The 17,920-nt window shown below is 62.4% G+C and carries 15 protein-coding genes; 9 read left to right on the top strand and 6 right to left on the bottom strand.

From position 1 onward, the window contains the following. Positions 1-85: 85 nt before the first annotated feature. Together yaaA and ACWPW0_RS16935 are read right to left on the bottom strand one after the other, a co-directional pair. Entirely contained in the window at positions 86-865 is a 780-nt protein-coding gene (gene yaaA, locus ACWPW0_RS16940) for a peroxide stress protein YaaA (RefSeq protein ID WP_454255940.1), read from the bottom strand. Between the two features lie 135 nt (positions 866-1,000). Beyond that, the gene (locus tag ACWPW0_RS16935; protein WP_454255939.1) at positions 1,001-1,528 is read right to left on the bottom strand and encodes a cytochrome b; all 528 of its coding nucleotides are present in this window, start codon (positions 1,526-1,528) and stop codon (positions 1,001-1,003) included. Between the two features lie 470 nt (positions 1,529-1,998). On the opposite strand from ACWPW0_RS16935, the gene ACWPW0_RS16930 reads away from it, so the two are divergent. The 4 genes from ACWPW0_RS16930 to moaE all read left to right on the top strand — a co-directional run bounded on the left by ACWPW0_RS16930 (position 1,999) and on the right by moaE (position 4,867). Then, the gene (locus ACWPW0_RS16930) at positions 1,999-3,390 is read left to right on the top strand and encodes a PhoH family protein (protein ID WP_447593234.1); all 1,392 of its coding nucleotides are present in this window, start codon (positions 1,999-2,001) and stop codon (positions 3,388-3,390) included. 121 nt (positions 3,391-3,511) lie between these two features. Next, entirely contained in the window at positions 3,512-3,988 is a 477-nt protein-coding gene (gene moaC / locus ACWPW0_RS16925; protein ID WP_454256755.1) for a cyclic pyranopterin monophosphate synthase MoaC, read from the top strand. Beyond that, complete coding sequence (locus ACWPW0_RS16920) at positions 3,985-4,230, top strand: MoaD/ThiS family protein (RefSeq protein WP_447593232.1); 246 nt, start codon at positions 3,985-3,987, stop codon at positions 4,228-4,230. Before moaC ends, ACWPW0_RS16920 begins: the two co-directional genes overlap by 4 nt. 178 nt (positions 4,231-4,408) lie before the next feature. After that, positions 4,409-4,867, top strand: coding sequence for a molybdopterin synthase catalytic subunit MoaE (gene moaE / locus ACWPW0_RS16915; RefSeq protein WP_454255938.1), 459 nt, complete (start codon positions 4,409-4,411; stop codon positions 4,865-4,867). Between the two features lie 138 nt (positions 4,868-5,005). Here the strand turns inward: moaE and ACWPW0_RS16910 are convergent, their stop codons facing one another. From ACWPW0_RS16910 to ACWPW0_RS16895, 4 genes are all read right to left on the bottom strand, one after another. Continuing rightward, entirely contained in the window at positions 5,006-5,170 is a 165-nt protein-coding gene (locus tag ACWPW0_RS16910; RefSeq protein ID WP_447593228.1) for a hypothetical protein, read from the bottom strand. Between the two features lie 438 nt (positions 5,171-5,608). Beyond that, entirely contained in the window at positions 5,609-6,028 is a 420-nt protein-coding gene (locus ACWPW0_RS16905; protein ID WP_454255937.1) for a hypothetical protein, read from the bottom strand. Positions 6,029-6,031: 3 nt separating this feature from the next. Beyond that, positions 6,032-7,072, bottom strand: a complete 1,041-nt coding sequence (locus tag ACWPW0_RS16900; protein ID WP_454255936.1) for a DUF2157 domain-containing protein — start codon at positions 7,070-7,072, stop codon at positions 6,032-6,034. Positions 7,073-7,092: 20 nt separating this feature from the next. Next, positions 7,093-8,289: a CaiB/BaiF CoA transferase family protein gene (locus ACWPW0_RS16895; protein ID WP_454255935.1), complete on the bottom strand. Its 1,197-nt coding sequence runs from the start codon at positions 8,287-8,289 to the stop codon at positions 7,093-7,095. A gap of 276 nt (positions 8,290-8,565) precedes the next feature. Here ACWPW0_RS16895 and ACWPW0_RS16890 point away from each other — a divergent pair, with 276 nt between their 5' ends. From ACWPW0_RS16890 to ACWPW0_RS16870, 5 genes are all read left to right on the top strand, one after another. After that, positions 8,566-9,207: a hypothetical protein gene (locus ACWPW0_RS16890; protein ID WP_447593221.1), complete on the top strand. Its 642-nt coding sequence runs from the start codon at positions 8,566-8,568 to the stop codon at positions 9,205-9,207. A 207-nt stretch (positions 9,208-9,414) separates the two neighbouring features. Next, positions 9,415-11,466 (top strand): hypothetical protein, encoded by a 2,052-nt coding sequence (locus tag ACWPW0_RS16885; protein WP_447593219.1) that lies wholly within the window; start codon positions 9,415-9,417, stop codon positions 11,464-11,466. A gap of 216 nt (positions 11,467-11,682) precedes the next feature. Next, complete coding sequence (locus tag ACWPW0_RS16880; protein WP_447593217.1) at positions 11,683-11,922, top strand: hypothetical protein; 240 nt, start codon at positions 11,683-11,685, stop codon at positions 11,920-11,922. A gap of 106 nt (positions 11,923-12,028) precedes the next feature. Then, positions 12,029-17,290, top strand: a complete 5,262-nt coding sequence (locus ACWPW0_RS16875; protein WP_454255934.1) for a DNA repair ATPase — start codon at positions 12,029-12,031, stop codon at positions 17,288-17,290. Beyond that, positions 17,287-17,841, top strand: coding sequence for a rhomboid family intramembrane serine protease (locus tag ACWPW0_RS16870; RefSeq protein WP_454255933.1), 555 nt, complete (start codon positions 17,287-17,289; stop codon positions 17,839-17,841). Before ACWPW0_RS16875 ends, ACWPW0_RS16870 begins: the two co-directional genes overlap by 4 nt. Positions 17,842-17,920: the final 79 nt, after the last annotated feature.

The raw sequence follows: 17,920 nt of genomic DNA, 5'->3' as shown, positions 1-17,920 counted from the left end.
GGGAAAGTGGCCGAACTGGACTGCGTGGCAGGCGAGGGATGGGGCAGATGTGGGCCGCAGGTAGGCGGCCCAGCGGGGTGCAGGCTTAGTCCTGTGGTTGATCGCGCAGGAACACCAGGCTGTCTTCCTTGGAGTGTTCGGTGCTGTAGCGGTAACCCTGGTAGTTGAAATCCTTCAGGCCTGCCGGGTCTTTCAGGCGTTCCTTGATCACGTAGCGTGCCATCAGGCCGCGGGCCTTCTTGGCGTAGAAGCTGATGATCTTGTACTGGCCGTTTTTCAGGTCCTTGAACTCGGTGTCGATGACTCGCGCATTGAGTGCTTTGCGCTTGACCGAGCTGAAGTATTCATTCGACGCGAGGTTGAGCAAGATGTTGTCGCCTTGCTCGGCCAGGGCCTGGTTGAGCCAGCCGCTGATACGTTCACCCCAGAAGGCGTAGAGGTCCTTGCCGTGGACGTTGCTCAGTTTGGTGCCCATCTCCAGGCGATAGGGTTGCATCAGGTCCAGCGGGCGCAGGAGGCCGTAGAGGCCGGAGAGCATGCGCAGGTGCTGCTGGGCGAAGTCGAAATCGGCTTCGGCGAAATCTTCGGCATTCAACCCGGTATACACGTCGCCCTTGAAGGCGAGCAGCGCCTGTTTGGCGTTGGATGGGTTGAAGGGGCGTTGCCAGCTGTCATAACGCGCGACGTTGAGCGCGGATAGCTTATCGGACAGGTGCATCAGCTCGCCGATCTGCAACGGGCTGAGCTCGCGCAAGCGCTCGATCAGGAGCTGGGCGTCGTCCAGGTGTTCGGGCTGGGTGAAGCGGCCGATTATCGGCGGCGTCTCGTAATCCAGGGTCTTGGCGGGGGAAATCACCATCAGCATGTCAATCGTCTCCTCTCGGCGAGGGGCGATTCTAGGCCGGAGTAGTGTCCTGGCTCTAGGGTTTGCTGCTGATTCGTTTTTGCGAGGTGGGTGCGGCAATGGCCCGGACGATCAGTCACGGGCCGCCGCTATCGGTCAGCCGCGCTCGGGCAGCATGGCGCGCAGGACACCATCACGCTGCACACGGTGGTGCCAGATGGCCACGCCTGCATGGCCGAGGATAAGGGCGAACAGCAGGTACTGGGCGGTGACGTGGAAGGTCTTGGCCAGCTCGCGGACGCCATCTTCCACTGGCAGCGGGCCGATCTCCACCAGCCAGAACAGGTTGACCGGGCGCTTGCCGAACAACAGCCCGGTCAATGGCATCAACAGCAGCAGGGCATACAGCAAGGCGTGCCCGCTCTTCGCTGCAACGCGCTGCAACCGGGCATCGCCAGGCAGTAATTGCGGGGCACCATCACGGGCACGCACCAGGAGGCGCAGCACCGTCAGCACCAGCACCAGCAGGCCAAGGGACTTGTGCAGGGTGAATACGCCACCGACGCCACCGAACAGTGGCGCGAGCAGGTCGCTGGCATAGGGCAGGGTGATGATCAGCAGGACCAGGATGGCGCTGAGCCAGTGCAGGGTGATTTGTCGTGGGGTGAAGCGTGTGGCGGTCACGGTGAACCTCTGGATTCTAGGTGTATAGGCGGAAGAAGGGCGTTGCAGAGCAGGTCTGGGCCTGCGCGCAAAGGCGCGAGGGTAACCGATTGTGACCGGCGAAGAGGACTCAAGGCATTACAGTATGTGTGGGATTTGGCGCAGCAGCTCGCACAGCAGGGTGGTGTGGGCAGGAGGGACGCGGGGAGGATGTTGCGACAAACGACAGGATTTCCGACTTTAACGATGCCTACCCGGTACGCCAAGGGTTATTCGTCGCGCCGATAAAAAAGCCGGAAAGCGCATAAAAAGTTCTTTTTCCTGTCATCTGTAATGGAGTATTAACGAAAGTAGACCGCCGAACCCTGCAGCACAGGTGGCGTCCCTTGGCCATCACCTTGCCTGCGCTTCCCGGCTTGCCCTGGAGGTTGGCGGCCCTTCGCGACGGAGCTCCGCACCGTCGTCTGGCCTCTCGATTAAGGTGACCGAGTATGGATGATCACGGACACAACCGTTCTACCCTGCCCACCCTCTATGTCCTCGACACCAATGTCCTGATCCACGATCCCAACGCACTGCTGAACTTCCAGGAACACCACGTCACCATCCCCATGACCGTGCTCGAGGAGCTGGACAAGCTCAAGACCGGCAAGCATTCGGTGGCCGCCGAGTGTCGCCAGGCCATCCGCCTGATCGACAAGGTGTTGGGTGAGGCTACGCCGGATGAAGTGGAGAAGGGCGTCCCCATCCAGCGCGGCAAGAGCGGGCCGTGTGGCAGTCTGTCGATTCTCATGAGCAAGCGGGCGGAGCCGCTGACCTGGCTGCCGGAAAACCTCAACGACAACAAGATCATCAACCAGTTGGTCGACCTGCGCAGCCGCAACCCCGGCGTGCGCGTGGTGCTGGTGACCAAGGACATCAACATGCGCCTGAAGGCGCGTGCCTGTGGGATCGCCGCCGAGGATTACCACACCGACCAGCTGGTGGACGACGTCAACCTGCTGTCACGCGGTTACCACACCATGACCGGCTCCTTCTGGGACCGGGTGAGCAAGGTCGAGACGCGCCAGGGGCATGGCCGCACCTGGCACCAGGTGCAGCTCACCGACAACCTGCCGGCGGTGCACGTCAACGAGTTCGTCATCGACGAGCAGGGCTTCGTCGGTTGGGTCAAAGGTATCGAGGGCAGTACCCTGACCATCCTCGATCTGCATCAGGAACCGCTGATGCACCAGGAAGCCTGGGGCCTGAAACCACGGGACATCTACCAGGCGCTGGCACTGTTCGCCCTGCTCGATCCGGATATCCACCTGGTCAATCTGTCCGGTGCGGCGGGCTCCGGTAAGACCATCCTGGCGCTGGCCGCAGCCATCGAGCAGACCATGGTCAGCAAGCGCTACCGGCGCATCATCGCCACCCGCAGCGTGCAGGGTCTGGATGAGGATATCGGCTTCCTGCCGGGCACCGAGGCCGAGAAAATGGAGCCCTGGCTGGGAGCCATCACCGACAACCTCGAAGCGCTGCACATGGATGACGAGAGCACCCATGGCAGCGTCGATTACATCCTGCAGAAGGTGCCGCTGCAGTTCAAATCGCTCAACTACATCCGCGGGCGTAGCTTCCAGCAGAGCCTGATCCTTATCGACGAATGCCAGAACCTCACCCCGCACCAGATGAAGACCATCATCACCCGAGCCGGTAGCGGTTCGAAGGTGATCTGCCTGGGCAACCTGGCGCAGATCGATACCCCATACCTGTCGGCCACCAGTTCCGGCCTGACCTACCTCACGGAGCGTTTCAAGGACTTCCCCCATGGCGTGCACATCACCCTGCAGGGCGTGCCGCGCTCGGTCCTGGCCGAGTACGCCGAAGCGCATATGTAGCGCTGCATGACCGCAGCCTTCGAGGGCAGGCAGACGCAAGGCATGCGTTTTTGCTTGCAGCTTGAGGGCTGTGGCTGGAAGCTTGGCGCTCACTCATTCGCTCGTGAGCGTTTCCAAGCCGATGCTGACTCATCTCGATTCCCACGGTCGCGCCAATATGGTCGACGTCACCGATAAGGCGGTGACGTCGCGCGAGGCGCTGGCCGAAGCTTGGGTGCGCATGCGCCCGGAAACCCTGCGCATGATCGTCGACGGTGGCCACCCCAAGGGTGACGTATTCGCCGTGGCGCGCATTGCCGGTATCCAGGCGGCGAAAAAAACTTCGGACCTGATCCCGTTGTGCCACCCGCTGATGCTGACCAGCATCAAGCTGGAGTTGAGCGCGCTGGGGGACGACGTGGTACGCATCCAGGCGCGTTGCAAACTCGCCGGGCAGACCGGCGTGGAAATGGAGGCGCTGACCGCCGCCAGTGTCGCTGCACTGACGATCTACGACATGTGCAAGGCGGTGGACCGTGGCATGACCATCGAAAACGTGCGGTTGCTGGAGAAGTCCGGTGGCAAGAGCGGTGATTTTCACGCGCAGGAGCCAGCATGATTCGTGTGCAGTACTTTGCCCGTTACCGCGAGGCGTTGGGGATCGACGCTGAAGAGCTGCCACACGCCGCAATGAATCGGATCGAAGACCTGCGCCAGCACCTGCTCAGCCGTGGCGGCGCCTGGCAGGTGCTGGGCGAGCAGAGCCTGATGTGTGCGCGAAACCAGGAGCTGTGCAGCCTGGACAGCGAGTTGACCGATGGCGACGAAGTGGCTTTTTTCCCCACTGTTACCGGGGGCTGAGTGCTGCTGGTTTTTGCGGGCGCGGGGTGGGAATGCCTAGCTCATTCCCGAGAGCCTTTTTCCGGCTAGGGGGGGGGCGCCGTTTGGCTCGCACAGCTTGGCCCCGTGAAGGGGGCGCATTGTTCGCCTCTTATTGAACAGACACTTGATCGAAACTCGACACCAGAAGGAGCATGTCATGGCCATTCGTATCTGCACCGAAGTGTTCGATCCCGGTGCCGAACTCAACGCGCTGCATGCTGCCAACCTGGGGATTGGCGCGGTTACGGGTTTTGTCGGTTACGTGCGCGATTTCAATGAGGGGCGGGATGTCCATGGGTTGTTTCTCGAACATTACCCCGGCATGACCGAAAAGGCGTTGGCGAGCATCGTCGTCGAGGCCGAGCAACGCTGGCCGCTGCTGCGGGTGGAGGTGGTGCACCGGGTGGGGCACTTGCCTCCAGGCGAGCCCATCGTCTTTGTCGGCACCGCCAGCGCGCACCGGCAGGCGGCGCTCGATGCCTGCACCTTCATCATGGATTACCTGAAGACGCGCGCGCCGTTCTGGAAGAAGGAAGACACCCCGGAGGGCGCGCGCTGGGTTGAGGGGCGCGGCAGCGATCAGACTGCTGCCGGACGCTGGAATCAAACCCCATAGGTGTTAGCAGGCCTGCATGCGACAGGTAGGGCGCGCCAGGCGAAGTAATCCGCGCCATTGCGCAGGAAAAATCATGGCAGTGCGCTGTGTCAGGCTGGTTACTTCCTTGGGTTGTAAAGCGACTGAGGCAGCCCTCGATCAGGCCAGCTCGACGAAGATCTTGAAGAACAACGGCGCGAACATCGACAGCACGCCGAGGCCGGTGAGCCAGACGCCCCACTCGTGGTCACGGTTGTTGAAGCCGATGCCCAGTAGCAGGAATCCTACGACGAGCAGGACGATCATGATGTGAAAGGAATCCATGGTGTAGCTCCTTCAAGCAAACCTCACTGTCTATGAGTTTAGATGCTAGCCGGTCGTACACGATGATCTGCGGCAATGAAGGGTTCTGTTACCGGCATTTCCGGCGAGTGCTCGGTTTTGTACGGAGAGTCGTCGAGCGAAGGTCAGGCAAGGCAAAAACAGGCGAAGAGGCGGAGTTTACGTGTTGTGCATGAGCATGACTCGCTTCGCTCTCGCCTATTGGGGCCGTACTGAAGTGCGTTAGCCGCAAGCGGCTTGCTGAGCCTGTTTTTAACGCTGAGCGCAGGCACTTTTCGTACAGAGCCTAGGGCGTTAATGGGTGGGTCACCACAGGCAAGTGGGATTGGCATGCCCTGCCATGCTGATCGGTTAGATATCCGGGAGGCATCCGAGGGGTGTGTCATGTGCAGCTATGACCGTATGCACGTCTGGTGTGGCTTAGGCCGACCGACGCTGAAATACCAGCAGCATCAACCAGCCTGGCAGCAGGGACAGCGCCAACAGCTGCAGATGGGCGAGGAGTAATTCGCGAACGATCTCGCCAGTCGTCCAGGTCGCGCCGAAGGCCGCGGCGAATACCATGCAGACACAGAATGCCGCGAGGAAGGCGAGCAGGGTGAAGGTGATCAGCGTGGCCAGGGTATTGCGTACCAGGCACGCGAAGAGAATGAACAGCAGCATGGCGGGTAGTGACGGCAGGAGCAGGTCCAGCAGGGGATTGCTGTACGGCTCACCGTAATAGGGCCAGGCCAGCGTCAGGCGCTGTTGCTGCAGTTCACCGGTGACCAGGGCGATGAACAGTCCGGCCACCAGCATGATGGCCAGGCTTTGCAGTCCGGCGGCAACGATACGCCGCACGGGTCAGCGACGCAGGGCCGGAAGGAGACTGAGCAGCGCCGACGGCAATTGGGCGCGCAGGTTGTTGGTGAGGCGCTCGCGGCGTCTCTGGTAGAGCAGGCCAAGCCCGATCAGCGCCAGGCCGATCAGCGTCAGTACGACGGGGAACAACAGCGAATCGGCGAACACCTTGTACGACAGGTGGCCCAGGTAACCGGCCACGCCGAGCCCGCCAAAGACCATGAACATGGGGCGGCGCAGCAGCACGGCAACCCCCATCAGGCCGAGGTTGATCAGGCAGTAGGCGGCCTTGCCCCATTCGCTGTTGCTTTCCGACAGGCTGAGCCCGCCCCAGAAGGCCAGCAGCCCGGCCAGGTAGCCCCAGAAGGCGTAATCCTTACGCGTACGCCCGTCGATCAAAACGAAGGCCAGCAGCAGGCAGAGACCGAACCACAGCGAGACGTCGCGGCGTTGCTCCCAACTGAAGCCGTCACCGTGCAGCAGCTCGCTCAGGTCCATGGACATGAACCACAGCGCCACCGCCATCGGCATGACGATGAAGGGGAAGGGCATCAGGCGCAGCATCAGCAGGCCGGCAATCACGGTGGCGGCCTCCATGGCCAGCCAGCCCCCTTGCACATAGGTGTAGTAGTTGTGGTAGTTGGTCTGGGCGTCGTCCAGCGGCCACAGGCCGGTCAGGCGTTGCAGGGCGAACACGGCAAGCGGCACTAGGCTGACCGCCACCGCACCGAGCAGGCCGCCGGGGATCTGCTGGCCACGTTTCCACAGGCTCAGGCCGCAGGCGCAGAACAGGCCGATATAGGCGAGGGCGATCAGGAGCAGGGCGAGATCACCGACCTGCATCCAGGCCTCGGTCATCAGCCAGCCCATGGCCGCGATGATCAACAGCGCACCGAAGTAGTAGGCGACATGGCTCAGCTGGAAGCTGGCCTGTTCATCCGGGCGCTGGCGCAGGAAGGCCAGCAATGTCTGGTCCTGACCGGGCTGCAGGACGCCAGCGCTGACGGCGCGGGCGAGGTCATGGGCGTCGAGTTTGAGTGTCATGGCAGGGTCCTTTCTGCGATTCAGATGGCGCCGGTCTGGCGCAGCGCGGTGACTTGCTCGGCGCTGTAGCCGAGGCTGGCGAGTATCTGGTTGGTGTGTTCGCCCAGCTCGGGGCCGGTCCATTCGACGCTGCCAGGCGATTCCGACAGCTTGGGCACGATGCCGGGCATCCTGAAGGGCTTGCCGTCTGGCAGTTTGGCCTGGAGGAACATCTCACGGGCGAGGAATTGCGGGTCGCGGAACATGTCTTCGGCCGAATAGATGCGGCTGGCCGGTACCTCGGCATGGCTGAGCACGACCTCCACCTCGGCCAGCGGCAGGCTGGCGGCCCAGCGGTCGATCACGCCGTACAGCTCGTCGCGGCGGGCGTCGCGGCCATCGTTGCTGGCCAGTTGAGGGTCATCGGCCAGGTCATGGCGATTGATGGCGCGCATGAAGCGGCGGAAGATCGCATCGCCATTGGCGCCGATCTGGATGTGCCGGCCGTCGGCACAGGTGTGGATGGACGACGGCGTGATGCCGGGCATGATGTTGCCACTGCGTTCACGGATGAAACCGAACACATCGAACTCGGGCACCATGCTTTCCATCATGGCGAAGATCGCCTCGTACAGCGCCACATCCACCACCTGGCCTTGGCCGCCGTTGACCTCACGATGGCGCAGCGCCATGAGCGCGCCGATCACGCCCCACAGCGCGGCGATGGAGTCACCGATGGAGATGCCGGTACGTACTGGCGGGCGGTCTTCGAAGCCGGTGATGTAGCGCAGCCCGCCCATGGACTCACCGACTGCACCGAATCCCGGCTGGTCCTTCATCGGCCCGGTCTGGCCGAAGCCGGACAGGCGCACCATCACCAGCTTCGGGTTCAGCGCGTGGAGCACGTCCCAGCCCAGCCCGAGTTTCTCCAGTACGCCAGGGCGAAAATTCTCGATCAGGATATCCGCCTCGCCGAGCAGCGTCTTCAAGATGGCGCGCCCGTCCTCGTGCTTGAGGTTAAGGGTGATCGAGCGTTTGTTGCGCGCCTGCACGAACCACCACAGCGAGGTGCCCTCGTAGAGCTTGCGCCACTTGCGCAGCGGGTCACCGCCATCAGGGGACTCGACCTTGATCACCTCGGCACCGAACTCGGCACAGATGCGTGAGGCGAACGGGCCGGCGATCAGGGTGCCGAGTTCGATCACTTTAAGGCCGGCGAGAGGTTTGCTGGGGATCATGCGGACTCCGGAACAGGGAAAGGCTTAAAGCCTATGCGATTGTGTGCTCTGTAGGGAAACTCGACAGGCGTCAGTCAGGGTGCGAAAGCCAACGTGCGACGGGGTTGGCGCTTTGCGAGCAGCATTGTGCGGTTTAATGAGACGCCAAACGAATGTACCCTGCACCTTCATTCGACTCCCCCTGCATGTCTTCCGTTGTCCGCTCAGTGTGGCCGGTTTTTGGTCGTATCAGCGGTGGTCGTTTTATTACATGGGTTTTATCGGGATAGGAAAGATATGGAGATATTCCTGCAAACGGCGTTGTCGTTTCCCACTGTCATCTACAGCTTTCTGCTGCTTCTGGCGGTCTTCTACTGGATCATCGTCTCGTTCGGCCTGATCGAGATCGATGTGCTGAACGTCGAGGCCGATTCGACGCTCGACAGCGCCGGCCAAGGCGAAGGGGTAGCGGCGTTGCTCAGCAAGCTCAAGCTCAATGACGTACCGCTCACGCTGGTGCTCACCCTGCTGTTCCTGTTCGGCTGGTTCCTCACCTATTTCGTCGAATTGCTGCTGCTTAGCCACCTGCCCCTGGGCCTGTTGCGTTATCCGGTGGGCGCGGTCGTGGTAGTCGCTGCAATGATTATCGTGTTGCCATTCTGTGGGCTGGTCTGCGCGCCACTGCGGCCGCTGTTTCGCAAGATGGAAGCGTCCACCAGCAAGAGCGTGCTCGGCCAGACAGCTGTGGTGCGCAGCGGTCGTGTCACCCTGACCCATGGCGAGGCGGTGCTCGAAGACGGCGGCGCCGGGTTGATCCTGCGGGTGCGTGCCGACGAAGCGCGGGGCTTCAAACGCGGTGATCGCGTCGTATTACTGGAGTATCTGGAAGCGCAACACGCTTACCAGGTTATTACCGAGGATGAGTTCCGGGAGCTCTGAGAACCTGAGCAAAATCTGCTGCGCGTCGGCTCTGCTGCGTTGAAAACAAGCTGGTTCGCCAGTCCGACCGGAATGCTCATTTACAATTCGTAAACTCGAGTGCGAGCCCAGTCCGTTCCTCACTTGTTTTCGCCTTGCAGAGCTTTAGCTCGCGAGATTTTGCTTCAGATTCTGACCCGGTCCTCAGCATCAAAGGAGATTGATTGCATGCTTCCACCTTCACTGATTCCCGTACTGGTCGTGGCCGGTGTTGTTGTTCTGCTCATCGTCGGCTTGCTGGCGCTGTTCAAGGCGTTCTACATCAAGGTCCCGCAGGGCACCGCGCTGATCGTCAACGACATGTCGTCGACGCCCAAGGTGCATTTCACCGGCTCGCTGGTGTACCCGGTCATCCACCTCAAGGAGTTCATGAAGATCTCCCTGATCACCCTGGAGGTCGATCGTCGTGGCAAGGACGGCCTGATCTGCCGGGACAACATGCGGGCTGACATCACCGTGGCGTTCTACCTGCGCGTCAACGAGACCCAGGAAGATGTGCTCAAGGTGGCCAAGGCCATCGGCGTCGCCCGTGCTTCCGATCGCGCGGCGGTCAACGAGCTGTTCAACGCCAAGTTTTCCGAGGCCCTGAAAACGGTTGGCAAGCAGTTCGAGTTCGTCGAGCTGTTCGAGAATCGCCAGGACTTCCGCGACCGCATCATCGAAGTGATCGGCAATGATCTCAATGGCTACGTGTTGGAAGACGTGGCCATCGACTACCTGGAGCAGACCGCCAAGAGCTCCCTGGACCCGAGCAACATTCTCGATGCCGAGGGCATTCGCAAGATCACCGAGTTGACCGCTGCGCAGAACGTCATCACCAACGAGCTGGAGCGCAACGAGGAGCTGGCGATCAAGAAAAAGAACGTCGAGACCCGTGAGGCGACCCTGTCGCTGGAGCGTCAGCAGGCCGATGCCGAGGCGCGGCAGAAGCGCGAGATCGAGACCATCCAGGCTCGCGAACAGGCAGAGACCCTCAAGGTCAAGGAAGAGGAGCGCCTGAAGGCCGAGCAGGCGCGTATCCAGACCCAGCAGGAACTGGATATCCGCGCCGAGAACCATCAGCGCGAAGTGGAAGTCGCCCAGCAGAACCGCCAGCGCGCCGTGGTTATCGAGGTGGAAAAAGTCACCCGCGCCAAGGACCTGGAAGTGGTTGCCCGTGAGCGCGAGGTCGAGCTGCAGCGCATCGAGAAGGAAAAGGCGCTGGAAGAAGAGCGCAAGAACATCGCTGCCGTGGTACGCGAGCGCGTTGCGGTCGAGAAGACGGTGGCCCAGGAAGAGGAGCGTATCAAGGAAGTTCGCGAAGTCTCCGAGGCCGAGCGCCTGAAGCAGGTCGTCGTGCTCAACGCCCAGGCCGAGGCCGAGCAAGAGCTGGTGCGCCAGGTCAAGCAGGCCGAAGCCGACGAAACCCGTTCCAAGCACAAGGCGGTGGAAATCAACAACCTCGCCCAGGCCGAGCTGGAGGCTGCGGCCAAGAGCGCCGAGGCCAAGAAGAAACTGGCTGAAGGGATCGAAGCCGAGCGCGCTGCGCCTGGCCTGGCCGATGCGCGGGTGCGTGAAGTCACCGCAGCGGCCAAGGAGAAGGAAGGCCTGGCCGAGGCCCGCGTGCAGGCGGAGTACCTGATTGCCGAAGCCAGGGGCGAGCAGGAAAAAGGCCTGGCCCAGGCGCGTGTCACCGAGGCTCAAGCTGCTGCCAAGGAAAAAGACGGCCTGGCCGATGCCAAGGTGCTGGAAGAGAAGCTCGGCGCCCAGGCGCGCGGTGAGGAACAACTCGGTACTGCCAAGGCCAAGGCCACCCAGGACCTGGGTATGGCCGAGGCGCAGATTCTGCTGGAGCGCCTGAACGCTGAAGCCGAAGGTCTGGGCAAGAAGTTCGGTGCCCTGGACGCGCTCAGCGACAAGGCTCGCCAGCACGAAGAGTTCCGCATGCAACTGGAGAAGAGCTTCGAGGAAGCCATGGCCGCCATCGCCGCCAACAAGGAAATCGCCAAGGACCAGGCCGAGGTGCTCGCCACCGCGCTGGCCAAGGCGAAGATCGAGATCGTCGGCGGCGAAGGCGACTTCTTCAACTCGTTCGCCAAGTCCCTGTCGGTGGGCAAGGCCATTGAGGGCGTGGTCGGCAAGAGCCCGGTGGTGCAGGACGTGCTGGCGCGGTTGCTTCAGGGACGCGCTCCCGCCGCTGCAGTGCCGGCGAGCAACGTTGAAGGGCCGAGCGAGGCCTGAGTGAGCCGCTGATGCCTGGCGCCTGAAGGTGCCGGGTGTCTGGCCGGCCCTCTGGCGAGCATGGCTCGCGCCCGCGATGGCGCAGGCCCGCCTCGATCCATAGGTGGAAGCGGGCGGGAACGCCCAGCCCATGACGGCGAGAAACAGGCAGGTGCCAAGCGATGGCTTTGCCGGGCTCTCAGAACCAGAAAAACTTCAACCACAAGGAAAGTATGCATGTCCGAACCAAGAGATTATCTGGAGTTGTCCTTTCGCTCGATCCAGTGCTTCGCCAACGATGGCCGGCTGGATGTACATGAGTTGGGTTCGTTGCTGGATATCGCCGAGCGCGATGGGGTGATCGACGAGAACGAGATTCGGGTGCTGAAAAAGATCATCGCCCATGTCAAACCGGAAGAGATCGATCAGGCCATGCGCGACAAGATCGCCGAGGTCGAGAGAAAAATAGGTGCCTGAACGCGATGCGTTTTTCACCGTGAGGGAGCGTTGACGCCACCCTTGGTTTTGGCCCCCACATAGGTGGGGGCGTCTTTGCAGGTAGCACGGATTCAGGAAGCCCCAGATGTCGGATGCCCCAGCCATAGCCCAGTCACAGGACGTATTGGACAAGGCCGTCGCCGAAGGCGGCGCCTACGAGGTGCTGCACAAGCGCCTGCAGGAGCAGGGCCTGCGTCTGCGGCAAACCACCGATGCCCTCAATCAGCGGCGTCTGGAGGAATTTGGCAGCAGCCAGATGGACGCCATCGGGCGCGTGCGTATCCGTACCGAGAACAACTGCATTGCCCGGGACATCGTCCAGGTCGGCGACTGCCTGCTGTTCGGCTACAACGTGTTCATGGGCCTGAAGAAGGAAACCAGCGTCGCCGACGTGTTTTCCCTCTATCGCCTGGTGGAAGAGAACGAAGGTTACGAAGCCGAAGCGGTGCCGCTGGACGATTCATTCCTGGGCCAGCAAAGCTTCGTCCACGACTTCAACGAGCTCTACACCTACTATAAGAACACCCGCCTGCTGCAACTGGCCATCCGCGACGGCAAGCTGTTGGCGAGTTTCCAGATCGGTGAGCGCATCACCGATATCCGCGTATTCCGCTGGTCGATCTCGGTCGATGGCAAGGACGTGCGCTACATCGACAACCGAGGCGAGCGGGATATCGCGCTACCGGCGCCCTTCGATTTCGAGTGGCAGAAAGCCACGCGCGAGATGGTGGTCAACGGTCGCTATCCGCACCTGAATATCCTCGACACCATCTTCGTCGAGACCATCGGCGGCGACCTGACCATCAAGGTCGAGAACAACACCGAGGACGGCCTCGGCATCTACCGCGAAGATGTGGTCGACAAGACCCAGTCCCTGGACGACGCGCAGATCGAGTTCGCTCGCCTGGGCAGCCTGATCCTGCTCAAGGTGCTGCCCTACCGCGAAGAGCAATGGCGCTACCTGGTGTTCAACAGCCTGACGCGCAAGGTCGAGCGCATCGATGCCATCGGCCAGGCCTGCGTACAGCTGCCGGAAGACCACGGGATCATCTTCCCCGGCGGTTACTACCTGCAAAGCGGCGAATACAAGACCTTCGAGCAGTCCATGGCCGGCATGCGTTTCAAACGCTCGGTACGTTCGCCCAATGGCGAGGATGTGCAGTACGTCTTCTACCACCCCGAGCAGGGCCGCGCGGTGCTGCTCACCTACAACATGATCAACCGGACGCTGCAGAACCCGTTGTTCGGTCATGGTTACGCACGCCTGGAAGACGGGCGCATGGTGATCTTCGCCGCCGAAGGCGACGAACCGACGCGCATCCACCCCATGCAGATCTGGCAGACGCCGTTCTGCACCGAGGAATACGCCGCCCGCCAGCCGGCGCGCAGTGGTTTCTTCGGCAAGATCGGCAACGCCGAGCTGGTGCGCGGCGTGTCCGATCTCTACGACCTGTGCCGTGAGATCGACACACCGTCGGTGTCGGTGCAGCGCTACTCGCTGCTGTGCCAGAACACCCGCCGCCTGTTCGATATCTATCACTGGCTCAGCAGTGCCGAGGTCGAGGGCCTGGCGCCGTTGCTGCGTGAGGTAGCGGCCACCTCCGAGCTGGTGCTGGACGAATACGAGAAGGTCGAAAGCATCCGCCAGCAGTCGACCCAGGCCATGACTGCTGCCGAGAACAAGCAGAAGACGCTGCTCGATGGCTTGCTGATCGACAGCTGGGATGAGGCGCAGAACTTCGTCGACGCACTTAATGCGATCACTGCCCAGCGCGGCCTGCTGCTGACCATCCGTGACTACCGCTACATCGATACCGTACGTATCGACGAGATGGAAAAACACCTGCTTGCCGCCCAGGAGCGCACGGCTGCCGCGACCGCGCGCTTCCTCGCCAGCGACCAGGCACTGCAGCCTTTCGTCGATCGCCTGCAGGTGCTCGATGCCGAGGCGCAGAAGGCCGAAAGCGTGGCGCAACTGGTCGAGCCGCTGGGTGCTCTGCAAGAGATGGCCGGCAACCTGGACATGCTGTCGAGCCTGATGGCCTCGTTGCAGATTGACGATGCCACCCAGCGTACCCGCGTCGTCGAATCCATCTCGGAAATCTATGCCCGCCTGAACCAGGCCAAGGCTCGTGCCGAACAGCGGCGCAAAGGCCTGGGCTCGAGCGAGACCGTGGCTCAGTTCGGTGCCCAGTTCAAACTCTTCGGCCAGGGCATCACCAATGCCCTGGCGCTGGCCCAGGACCCGGAACGCTGTGACGAGCAACTGTCGCGCCTGCTGGTGCAGCTGGAAGAGCTGGAAAGCCAGTTCGGTGACCACGAGCAGTTCCTTGGCGACATCATGGCCAAGCGCGAGGAACTGCTGGAGACCTTCGAGGCGCACAAGCAGTCGCTGCTCGATGAGCGTCAGCGCAAGGCCCAGGGCCTGCTCGACGCTGCACGGCGGATTCTCGACAGCCTCGGCCGACGCACGGCCAGGTTCACCCAGGCCGAGGAGCTTAATGCCTTCTTCGCCGCTGATCCGCTGATCCTCAAGCTGCGCGAGCTGGCCGACCGACTGCGCGAGCTGAAGGACAGCGTCAAGGCCGACGATGTCGAGGCGCGCCTTAAAGGTGCCCGCGACCAGGCGGTGCGTGCGCTGCGCGACAAGACCGAGCTGTTCGAAGAGGGCGGCAACGTCATCAAGCTCGGCCCGCGTCACCGTTTCAGCGTCAACACCCAGGAGCTGGACCTGACCCTGATGCCGCGCGGCGACCAGCTGTGCCTGCACCTGACCGGCACCGATTTTCTCGAACCGCTGCGCGACGAGCGCCTGGAAGCCCTGCGCGATTACTGGCAGGTGTCGCTGGAGTCCGAATCCGCACAGCTGTACCGCGCCGAATACCTGGCCGGCCAGGTACTCGATGCGGCCATCCATGGGCGCGAAGGGCTGAGCCTCGACCTGCTGCGTACGCACCTGGCGCAGCCCGAGTCCCTGACCCGGTTGATCCGCGATTTTGCCGCGCCGCGCTACAAGGAAGGCTACGAGAAGGGCATCCATGATCACGATGCCGCCGCCATCCTGATCCAGCTCCTGCCGCTACGCGACAGTGCCGGCCTGCTGCGCTACGCGCCACTGCCACGGGGCTTTGCCGCGCTGTTCTGGAACCGCTGGAGCCAGGATGTCGAAGCCGAGCATTGGCCGGAACGCGCGCGTAGCAGCCTGCATTTGCGCCAGCTGTTCGCCAGTGAAGACGGCGTGCGCCAACTGCAGGCCGAGATCGTCGCGGCGATGAACCGTTTCCTCGGCGTGCACCCGTTGTCGGTCAGTCCGGGTCAGCGCGAGATGGCGGGGGCGTATCTGATCGAGGAGCTGGCGGCCAAGCCGATAGCGTTCACCTTCAGCAAGTATGCCCGGCAGTTGCTCGACACCCTGCACCAGCGCCTGCACGGCAGCCACATGTGGGAAGACTACCGCGAAGCTCTGGACAACCTGCGTGGTCGCCCGGTGCCGCGCTGGGCCCTGGCGCAGACCTGGCTGGAAGGCCTGTGCCGCCACGATGCCGAATTGGCCTCGCTGGCCGACTACATCCCCGAGGCGGCCGCGCTCAGCCTGCTCGATGACGAGTTCCCGCGGCGCTTCACTGAAGTCGACCTGCGCTTTACCGTCAGCGGCCTGATTGGCGAGCACCCGCGCGTCCAGGAGGGCAGCCTGACCCTGGCCATCGACGATTTCTTCGCGCGCCTGGAGCATCACCGCAGCGTGTTCGTCCCGCAGTTGCAGCACTATCAGACGCTGCGCCAGGAGATCGTCGCCCGCGAGCGCGAAGCCCTGCGTCTGGCCGAATTCAAGCCACGGCCGCTGTCGTCGTTCGTGCGCAACAAGTTGATCAACGACGTTTACCTGGGCTTCATCGGCGACAACCTGGCCAAGCAGATGGGTACCGCCGGCGAAAACAAACGCACCGACCTGATGGGCCTGCTGATGCTCATCTCGCCGCCGGGCTATGGCAAGACCACGTTGATGGAGTACGTCGCCCATCGCCTGGGGCTGATCTTCATGAAGATCAACGGCCCGGCGCTGGGCCACGAGGTACGCTCCGTCGACCCGGCCCAGGCGCCGGACGCCACGTCGCGTCAGGAACTGGAGAAGCTCAATCTGGCCCTGGAAATGGGCAACAACGTGATGCTGTATGTCGACGACATCCAGCACACCCATCCCGAGTTCCTGCAGAAGTTCATCTCGCTGTGTGACGGCACACGGCGCATCGAGGGTGTGTGGAAGGGCCGCACCAAGACCTACGACATGCGTGGCAAGAAGTTCTGCGTGGTGATGTCGGGCAACCCGTACACCGAGTCCGGCGACGTGTTCAAGATCCCCGACATGCTCGCCAACCGCGCCGACATCTACAACCTCGGCGACACCCTGGGCGGCATGCAGGAGGCCTTCTCCCTGTCGTACATCGAGAACGGCCTGACCTCCAACCCGGTGCTGGCGCCGCTGGCGACCCGCGACATGGCCGATGTCTATCGCTTCGTCGCCAAGGCCGAGGGCAAGGCGTTCTCCAGCAATGAGCTGAGCCACAGTTACAGCGGCGCGGAGATCAACGAGATCGTCACCACCCTGCAGCGCCTGATGCAGGTGCGCGACGTGGTCGGTCGGGTCAACCAGCAGTACATCGTCAGCGCCGCCCAGGCTGATCAGTACCGTACCGAGCCGCCGTTCAAGCTGCAGGGCAGCTACCGCAACATGAACAAGATGGCGGAGAAGATCAGTTCGGTGATGAACGATGCCGAGCTGCTGCAACTGATCGCCGACCACTATCAGGGCGAGTCGCAACTGCTCACCACCGGCGCCGAGGAGAACCTGCTCAAGCTTGCCGAACTGCGTGGCAACCAGACGCCCGAACAGCTCGAGCGCTGGACGCAGATCAAGCGCGATTTCATGCGCAACAAGGCCATGGGTGGCAGCGAGGCGGATGTCGGCGGGCGCGTGGTCGCGCAGCTCACTGACCTGGCCGAAGGCATCCAGGCCATGGCTGCCAGCCTGCAGCGTGAGCCGCAGCCTGCACCGGAAGTCCCGTGGCAGGCCGTACTCGACAGCCTGGAGCAACTGGGCAAACTGCACCCGCAGGTGGCGGTCGAGGTACTGCCGCCAGCACAGCCTGGCTTGCAAGCCTTGCTCGAGAGCCTGGCCCATACCCTGCAAACCAGTTTCCTGCCGTTGCTGACGGCGATGGACAAGAAGATCGAGATCGACCTGCGTACCCACAGCCGCCTCAACGAGATGGCCGGGCGTCTGCAGGAGCTGGGTCAGTTGCTGGGGAGTGGCACGGCAGGCGAAACAGGCCCTGGCGGCTCTGCATGAAAACGTGGGTCGTCCCGCGTCTGCAGATCCTCGGCGGTATCGCTGCACTGATGGTGCTGGTGCAGATGATCAACAGTCTCAGTGGTCATGCGCTGAATGCCTGGGGCGTGTTGCCACGGCATCTGGCCAGCCTGCCGGGCATTCTGGCTGCGCCATGGTTGCATGCCGACTGGCTGCATCTGTTCAACAACCTGCCCGGGCTGTTGGTGCTGGGCTGGTTGGTGAGCCTGGTGTCCATTCGTCATTTTCTCCAGGCCAGTGTTTTCATCATCCTTGGCAGTGGTGGGCTGGTATGGCTGTTCGCCCGTCCGGGCATGCACCTGGGCGCCAGTGGCTGGCTGTTCGGGCTGTGGGGGCTATTGCTGGCTCAGGCCTGGTTCCAGCGTAGCCTGGGCACCTTCCTGATCGCGCTGCTGGTGCTGTTCTTCTATGGCGGCTGGTGGTTCGGCCTGTTGCCGCATGATGTCGTGTCGTTCGAGTACCACCTGGCCGGGGCTCTCTGCGGCGTGGCGTATGCGCGCTCGGTTCGCGGATGCGCCGTTAAGCGCTAAGCGTTTGTCACTTGGCGCGGCGGTGTGCTGGCCCGTAAAGTGTTATCTCTGTCACGTTTTAGGCTCCTCTCGGCATCAT

The sequence above is a fragment of the Pseudomonas sp. Marseille-Q8238 genome (assembly GCF_965111915.1).
The sequence above is the reverse complement of the archived record's forward strand: the minus strand, read 5'-3'. Positions and strand labels throughout refer to the sequence as shown.